The 7,049-nt window shown below is 74.0% G+C and carries 8 protein-coding genes and 1 pseudogene; 5 read left to right on the plus strand and 4 right to left on the minus strand.

Going from position 1 to position 7,049, the window contains the following annotated elements; genetic code table 11:
* Positions 1 to 276: 276 nt before the first annotated feature.
* On the minus strand, positions 277 to 1,197 hold the full coding sequence (locus tag EAO71_RS17090) for a DUF3027 domain-containing protein (protein ID WP_147978513.1): 921 nt from the start codon (positions 1,195 to 1,197) through the stop codon (positions 277 to 279).
* A gap of 445 nt (positions 1,198 to 1,642) precedes the next feature.
* On the opposite strand from EAO71_RS17090, the gene EAO71_RS17100 reads away from it, so the two are divergent.
* The 4 genes from EAO71_RS17100 to EAO71_RS17115 all read left to right on the plus strand — a co-directional run bounded on the left by EAO71_RS17100 (position 1,643) and on the right by EAO71_RS17115 (position 5,244).
* On the plus strand, positions 1,643 to 3,007 hold the full coding sequence (locus EAO71_RS17100) for an MFS transporter (protein ID WP_147978514.1): 1,365 nt from the start codon (positions 1,643 to 1,645) through the stop codon (positions 3,005 to 3,007).
* A 98-nt stretch (positions 3,008 to 3,105) separates the two neighbouring features.
* Positions 3,106 to 3,588, plus strand: coding sequence for a DUF2771 domain-containing protein (locus EAO71_RS17105; protein ID WP_147978515.1), 483 nt, complete (start codon positions 3,106 to 3,108; stop codon positions 3,586 to 3,588).
* Positions 3,589 to 3,595: 7 nt separating this feature from the next.
* Positions 3,596 to 4,390, plus strand: coding sequence for a futalosine hydrolase (locus tag EAO71_RS17110; RefSeq protein ID WP_147978516.1), 795 nt, complete (start codon positions 3,596 to 3,598; stop codon positions 4,388 to 4,390).
* Positions 4,387 to 5,244 carry a 1,4-dihydroxy-6-naphthoate synthase gene (locus EAO71_RS17115; RefSeq protein ID WP_147978517.1) on the plus strand — a complete coding sequence of 286 codons (858 nt, stop codon included), beginning with the start codon at positions 4,387 to 4,389 and terminating at the stop codon, positions 5,242 to 5,244. Before EAO71_RS17110 ends, EAO71_RS17115 begins: the two co-directional genes overlap by 4 nt.
* Before the next feature lie 93 nt (positions 5,245 to 5,337).
* Here EAO71_RS17115 and EAO71_RS39670 read toward each other — a convergent pair whose 3' ends face one another.
* Positions 5,338 to 5,721, minus strand: a complete 384-nt coding sequence (locus tag EAO71_RS39670; protein ID WP_147978518.1) for a cold-shock protein — start codon at positions 5,719 to 5,721, stop codon at positions 5,338 to 5,340.
* A gap of 183 nt (positions 5,722 to 5,904) precedes the next feature.
* Between EAO71_RS39670 and EAO71_RS17125 the strand changes: the two genes are divergently transcribed.
* Positions 5,905 to 6,174, plus strand: coding sequence for a hypothetical protein (locus EAO71_RS17125; RefSeq protein WP_147978519.1), 270 nt, complete (start codon positions 5,905 to 5,907; stop codon positions 6,172 to 6,174).
* On the opposite strand, the gene EAO71_RS17130 is transcribed toward EAO71_RS17125, so the two are convergent.
* Both EAO71_RS17130 and EAO71_RS17135 read right to left on the minus strand, forming a co-directional pair.
* Positions 6,171 to 6,782: an HAD family hydrolase gene (locus EAO71_RS17130; RefSeq protein ID WP_147978520.1), complete on the minus strand. Its 612-nt coding sequence runs from the start codon at positions 6,780 to 6,782 to the stop codon at positions 6,171 to 6,173. The two genes, EAO71_RS17125 and EAO71_RS17130, sit on opposite strands and share 4 nt — an antisense overlap.
* Positions 6,783 to 6,848: 66 nt before the next feature.
* A pseudogene (locus EAO71_RS17135) lies at positions 6,849 to 7,049 on the minus strand (hypothetical protein); the annotation flags it as partial.

Consider the following 7,049-nt stretch of genomic DNA (forward strand, 5'->3'; position numbering starts at 1 on the left):
CCCGGGCGGACGTCCCGGTCCCGTACGGTCCCCGTGGCCGCGGCCCGGGGACCGTACGGGACCGGGACGTCCGCCCGGGAGATCGGCGCATCCCTGGGAGCTCCGTGCCGGGTCGACGGTACGGGACCTCCGCCGGCACTCCGAGGCCCTGTCGGGACCGCGGGAACCCGGGACGGCGGGAGCCCGGACTTCCGGGACCCCGCCGAGGGGGACTAGGGCCTGTTGCGGAAGGAGCGCCGTCCGCCCGGAGGGCGGGCGGGACTTTCGCAACACGCCCTACGAGTGGCCCAGGTCTTCCGAGGTGTCGTCCGGCTCCGTCGTGGAGCCGGAGTCCTTGGCCGGGCGGAGCGGGAACGCGTCCGTCGCCATCGAGTCGAGGACCGGCGGCGCCGGGCGCGGGGGCTTCGGCATGACCGCGGCCTCGGAGTGGCCGCCGCAGCCGTACGACAGCGAGACGACCCGGCCGTCCGCCGGGGAGAACTCGTTCGCGCAGACGCCGAACGCCTGCTTGAGCGAGCCGGCCAGCGGCACCAGGAAGCCGCACGACTCGCACGAGGCCGGCGCGGCCTGCGCCATCGGCGTCTTGGCTCCGAAGGACTCGTCCCAGCGGTCCGCCGCCACGTGCAGGCCGTACCGGGACAGCACCCGGGCCCGCCGCACGCCGAGTTCCTCGGCGACCGAGGCGATCGCGCCCCGGGACGGCGTACGGGAGACGATCTCGGCGTCCTCGGCGTCGAGGTGGTCCGCCATGTCCTCGGAGACCGCGGAGTTCGGCGGCGGGGCGTCCTCGCCCGTGTAGCCCGGCTCCAGCCGCAGGTCGTCCTGCTCCGTGGGCAGCAGGTCGCCCGGTCCCATGTCGCCCGGCCGCAGCCGCTCGCTCCACGGCACCCACTCGGGGGCCAGGAGGGCGTCGGTGCCGGGCAGCAGGACGGTTTCGTCAAGCGTGACGTTCTTGGCGCGCGAGGCCCGCGTGACCGTCACGGCCCAGCGCCAGCCGCGGTAGCCGGGCTCCTTGCACGCGAAGAAGTGGGTGACGACCCGGTCGCCCTCGGCGACGACACCCTCGTGGTCCCCGATGAGACCCGGGGCGGCGGCCTCCTCGGCGGCCTCCCTGGCGAGGTCTACCGCCTCGGCGCACAGACGGTCGGGGGTACGCGGGGTACGCGGGGTACGGCTTCGCGTCGTCGCAGCACTCACAGGTCTCGCTTCTCTCCTACGCCGTCTCACGGGTGCGCCGGCCGAGGAGCGGAGCGAAGCACCGGGCGGCGGGCGGAGCGGACCAGAGGGCCGCATCGACGTCCGCACCCGACACGTCTCGCGTGTCTCGGGCACACCTATCGCCATCCATTCTGCGGGATGCCGAAGAGGCGCGCGGCCGAGAACTTCCGCCGGTGGCGCGCTACGCACGCTACCCCCTCCGCCGCGTTGCGCCCACCTGCCCGTCCCAAGTGGCCCGGATCGCGGACGCCTCGGGCCCGTATCGCGGACGGTCCGAAGCCGGCCCGGGGTGCCGGCCGGGGCCCGGAACGGCCGCGCCACCAGGGCCGGGACCCGGACGTCCGGCACGGCGTCCGAGAGGCCCGTGGAGGGCCTTGGGCCGCGCCACGGTTCGTACGGCAGGGGCGTGGGGCACTATGACGGAGTGGCAGCCGCACGGTCTTCCGCACGATCCCACGATCATGCCGGGCCGCTCAGCCGAGCGGGCCGGTCGCTGGGGCGCGCCCTGCACCTGCCCTTCACCGGCACCGCGAGAGGCATCAGAAAGGCGACCCACGCCCACGGCGCGGGCGAGTCGGGCCTGGGCCGGCTCATCGAACTGCACGCGGTGAACGGCGCGGGCGACGTCATGATCACCGTCGCGCTCGCCTCCACCGTGTTCTTCTCCGTCCCGACCGACGAGGCACGCGGCCGGGTGGCGCTCTACCTCGGCATCACCATGCTGCCGTTCACCCTGCTGGCCCCCGTGATCGGTCCGCTTCTGGACCGCATCCCGCACGGCCGGCGCGCGGCGATGGCGGGGGCGATGCTCACCCGGGCCATCCTCGCGCTCACGATGTCCGCGGCGGTGGCCACGGGCGGGCTCCAGCTGTATCCGGCGGCGCTCGGGGTGCTGGTGGCCTCGAAGGCGTACGGCGTGGTCCGCAGCGCCGTCGTGCCCCGGCTGCTGCCGCCGAACTTCTCACTCGTCAAGGCGAACTCCCGTGTCACCCTCGCGGGTCTGCTCGCCACCGGGATCGCCGCCCCGATCGGCGCGGGACTCCAGCAGATCGGGCCGGGCTGGCCGCTGTACGGGGCGTGCGTGCTGTTCCTGCTGGGCACGTACTGGGCGCTCCGGCTGCCGCACAAGGTGGACTCGGCGAAGGGCGAGCGGCGGGCGCACCTGCTGACGCACGGCGAGAAGAAACCGAGCCTGCGGACGGTCGGGCCGTCGGTCCTGCACGGCCTCCAGGCCAACGCGGCGCAACGGATGCTGTCCGGGTTCCTGATCTTCTTCCTGGCCTTCCTGCTGCGGGTGCATCCGCTGCCGGGGCAGAGCGCCGCGGTGTCGCTGGCCATGGTCGCGGTGGCCGCCGGGGTCGGGAACGCCTGCGGCACGGCGGTCGGCTCGCTGCTGCGCGAACGCGGCCACGGCCCGGAGGTGATCATCGCGACGATGATCACGATCGTGCTGGGCGCGGCGATCTGCGCGGCGCTGTTCTTCGGCGGGCTGATGGTGGCCGTCCTCGGGGCGGTGGCCGGCCTGACGCAGGCGCTGTCGAAGCTGTCGCTGGACGCGCTGATCCAGCGGGACGTGCCGGAGGTGGTGCGCACGTCCGCGTTCGCCCGCTCGGAGACGGCGCTGCAGATGGCCTGGGTCGTGGGCGGCGGGATCGGCATCGCGCTGCCGCTGAACGGGACGCTGGGCATGTGGGTCGCGGCCGGGATCCTGGGGCTCGGCGCCCTGCTGTCGGTCCGCGGCCTGCTGACGGCGGCCCGCCGTCCCGGACCGCCCGCGCGTCCGGAGTAGGGCCGGGCGGCAGCGGGCGGCCCGGCATCGGGGGCGGAAAACGCGGCGCGCCGCACCCCCGCGTGGCGCAGCTCGACACGCCCGATAGCCTTCGGGCCATGACCGTTGCGTTCTTCACCGGCTCGCGCCGCCGGGCCGCCGTCGCCCTCGGGGCCGTCTCCGCCGGGCTCCTCGTCCTCTCCGCCTGCGACAAGCCGACCCCGCTCGCGACCCTGACGGTCGGGACTGAGTCGGTGCACTCCGAGGCCGCCTGCTACAACGACGGCGACGCCATCAAGGAGTCCGAGTTCCAGAAGTGCCTCAACAAGAAGGCCGAGAAGTCCATCTCGGTCTCCGCGGACGACAAGATCCGCTTCGGTGTGGACCCCGAGGTCGCCGAGAACGGCTGGACGATCTTCCTCGGTGGCCAGGCCGCCGAGCCGGAGCCGTACCACAAGACGTACCGGACCATCCCGGCCAGCGCCTTCTTCGCCACGCAGACCGGCGAGTCGACGGACCAGTCCCAGGTCACCATCGTCGAGACCGACGGCAAGAAGCTGATCGGCGTCTGGCACTTCGACCTGAAGAAGAAGGACTCCTGATCCTCCGGTGACCTTCCGGATCCTGATCGTGACGGCCGTGGCGGCGGAGGCCGACTCCGTCGGCCTCGGCCTCCCCTCGCACGGTCCGGGCTCGGGCGAGGTCCCGCTCCCGGGCGGATTCGCCCTGCGCCGCCACACGGGTCCGACCCCGGATCCGGACGGAATCCCGCGTACCGCCACGGTCCACCCGGCCGCCGACGACCTCGCCGTCGTCGCCGACGTACTCGTCGGCGGGGTCGGCCCCGCGGCCGTCGCCGCCGCCACCGCCACCGCGCTCGCCTCGGCCGCCGCCCCCTACGACCTGGTCGTCTCCGCCGGTATCGCCGGCGGCTTCGCGCCGGCGGCCCCCCTCGGGTCGGTCGTCGTGTCCGACACCCTCGTCGCCGCCGACCTCGGGGCCCAGACCCCCGACGGCTACCTCGACGTCGAGGAGCTCGGCTTCGGCCGCTCCGCACACCGCGCGCCCGAACCGCTGACCCGCCGCATCTCCGCGGCGCTCGCCGCGGGCGGACAGCGCCACACCGTCGCCCCCGTGCTGACCGTCTCCACCGTCACCGGCACCGCCGCGCGGGCCGCCGAACTCGCCGGGCGCCACCCGGACGCCGCCGCCGAGGCGATGGAGGGCTTCGGCGTCGCCGAGGCCGCCGCCGCGTACGGCGTGCCCGTCGTGGAGATCCGCGCGGTCTCCAACGCCGTCGGCCCGCGCGACCGCGCCGCCTGGCGGATCGGCGAGGCCCTGGACTCGCTGCGGAACACGTTCCAGCTGCTCAGCCACTCCGTCTTCGTGGAGCCCGCCCCATGACGCCAGCGCTCAAGATCGCCTACTCGCCCTGCCCGAACGACACCTTCGTCTTCGACGCCTGGGCCCACGGCCGCGTCCCGGGCGCGCCCCGGCTCGACGTGACCTTCGCCGACATCGACCTGACCAACGGCTGGGCCGAGCGCGGCACGTCCGTCCACGACGTACTGAAGGTCTCGTACGCCGTGCTGCCGTGGGTCCTCGACGAGTACGCGCTGCTGCCCTGCGGCGGCGCGCTCGGCCGGGGCTGCGGCCCGCTGGTCCTCACCCGCGAGCCGGGGGCGCCGGCGGAGCTGGCGGGCAGGACCGTGGCGGTGCCGAGCGAGCGGTCGACGGCCTACCTGCTGTTCCGGCTGTGGGCGGCCGACGTGGTCCCGGAGGGCGTCGGCGAGATCGTCGTCATGCCCTTCCACGAGATCATGCCGGCGGTGCGCGACGGGAAGGTCGACGCGGGTCTGGTCATCCACGAGGCCCGCTTCACCTACCAGAACTACGGGCTGCACGCGCTGGCCGACATGGGCGCGCACTGGGAGGACACGACCGGGCTGCCGATCCCGCTGGGCGCGATCATCGCCCGCCGCTCGCTGGGCGAGGACATGCTGCGGCGGCTCGCGGACGCCGCCCGCGCATCGGTCCGGATGGGCTGGGACGACCCGGCCGTCTCACGCCCGTACGTACTGGAACACGCGCAGGAGATGGACCCGAAGGTGGCCGATCAGCACATCGGTCTCTACGTCAACGAGTTCACCGCGGACCTGGGCGAGCACGGCTACGCGGCCGTCCGCGGCCTGCTCACGCGCGCCGCGGCCGAGGGGCTCGTACCGGCCCTCGGACCGGACGCGCTGGCGTTCCCCTGAGGGCCGTCCCGGACAGGACCWGGTCCTGTCCGGGCACCTGAGGGTCGCCCGTCACCCCCGGGGATCGGGGGCTGCCGGGAGCGAGCCGGTGGATCAGACGTCGAGCTGGTCGGCGACCGCCCGCAGCAGACCGGCGATCTTCGAGCCCTGCGCCTTGTCGGGGTAGCGGCCGCGCTCCAGCATCGGCGTGATGTTCTCCAGGAGCGTCGTCAGGTCCTGGACGATGGAGGCCAGTTCGTCGGGCTTGCGGCGCTGGGCCGCGGCGACGGACGGGGTCGGGTCGAGCACCGTCACGGAGAGGGCCTGGTCACCGCGCTGTCCCGCGACCACGCCGAACTCCACACGCTGCCCCGGCTTGAGGGCGTCGACTCCGGCAGGGAGGACCGACGAGTGCACGAAGACGTCGCCGCCGTCGTCGCGGGAGAGGAAGCCGAAGCCCTTCTCGCTGTTGAACCATTTGACCTTGCCGGTAGGCACGTCTGTCCTCGTCCTCGTACTCGATGGGTGCGCCGGGAGTCCGGCACCGGATGGCTGCCGGCTGGCAGTCCGGAAAGCGGTGGAGCGGGTCGCCCGACCCGCCGGGCACCAGGCTAATGGTCAGGTAGCTGGTGACAAGACGTCGCCGGTCTGTTCCTTCGGCCTGGGAACTACCCTGGCCGAATGCGTAGTGAAACCCCTTCGGCCTCGTCGGACGACACCGCTCCGGGTGACGGTCTGGTCCGCGCCGGTGCGATCGTCTTCATCATCGGTGCGGTGGCCACCCTGGTCACGGTGGCCCCGCTGTTCCTCGGCACCGATCCGTTCCCGCCCGTCGCGTACGCCGTCTGCATGCTGATGGGCGTCGGGTTCCTCGTCGCCGGGGCCGGCGTGCTGCGCTCGATCGCGGCGCAGCGCCGCCAGGCCCGCCGGGCGGCCGCACCGGGCCACTAGGCCGCGAGAAAGCCCTCCCACCAGGCACGGAACTCCGTCAGGTCGGCCAGCACGACGTCGGCGCCGGCCGCGCGCAGCTCGTCGGCGTCGCACGGGCCCGTCGTCACGCCCACGGACAGGGCGCCCGCGGACGCGGCGCCGCGCACGTCACCGGTGTGGTCGCCGACGTAGACGCGCGCCCCGTACGCGCGCAGCGCCTCCGCCTTGCCCTCGGCCCACAGCCCGCCGATGACGGCGTCCGGCTCCATGTCGAGGTGGGTGAGGTGCAGGGCCGCGTGCGGCTCGTTCTTGGCGGTCACCACGATCGTCCGGCCGCCCGCCTCGCGAACGGCTTGAATCGCATCCCTGGCGCCGGGCATCGGGAGCGACGGCTCGATCGCGTACGTCGGGTAGGAGGCGCGGTACTCCGCGGCCCGCGCCACGACCTCCTCCTCGGGGAACCAGTGCGCGAGCTCGTGCTCCAGCGGCGGCCCGAGCCGCGACACCACGAGGTCGGCGTCGATCGGGACGCCGGTCCGGGCGGAGAAAGCCTCGAACGCGGCCTTGATGCCGGGACCGGAGTCGATCAGGGTCATGTCGAGGTCGAAGCCGACGGTGAGACGAGTCATGGGGTCATTGTGCCCGGGTGTTCGAAAACGCCGGCCGGCCGGACCGACCCCCGGCGGATCCCGGCGTCAGACCCGGCGCTGCGATCTCCACAGCAGGAACAGCGCCGACGCGACCGCCGCTCCCCGCACCACCCACGGCCAGGTCTGGCCGATCGCCGCGCCCATCGCCTCGCCGCCCTGCGCGATCGGCGCCCCCCAGCGCCCCGCCAGCCGCCCCCAGATCCACACGGCGCCGGCGCCGGCCGCGAGCCCGGGGGGAGATCCAGG

Origin of the sequence: Streptomyces sp. MS191, from assembly GCF_008042125.1 — a bacterium.
Lineage (GTDB): Bacteria > Actinomycetota > Actinomycetes > Streptomycetales > Streptomycetaceae > Streptomyces.

What these genes read in the sequence shown, in the direction of transcription:
- EAO71_RS17130 (WP_147978520.1), bottom strand. Translation starts at nt 6,782, where the DNA reads ATGACTCGTCTCACCGTCGGCTTCGACCTCGACATGACCCTGATCGAC.
- EAO71_RS17125 (WP_147978519.1), top strand. Translation starts at nt 5,905, where the DNA reads ATGCGTAGTGAAACCCCTTCGGCCTCGTCGGACGACACCGCTCCGGGT.
- EAO71_RS17115 (WP_147978517.1), top strand. Translation starts at nt 4,387, where the DNA reads ATGACGCCAGCGCTCAAGATCGCCTACTCGCCCTGCCCGAACGACACC.
- EAO71_RS17105 (WP_147978515.1), top strand. Translation starts at nt 3,106, where the DNA reads ATGACCGTTGCGTTCTTCACCGGCTCGCGCCGCCGGGCCGCCGTCGCC.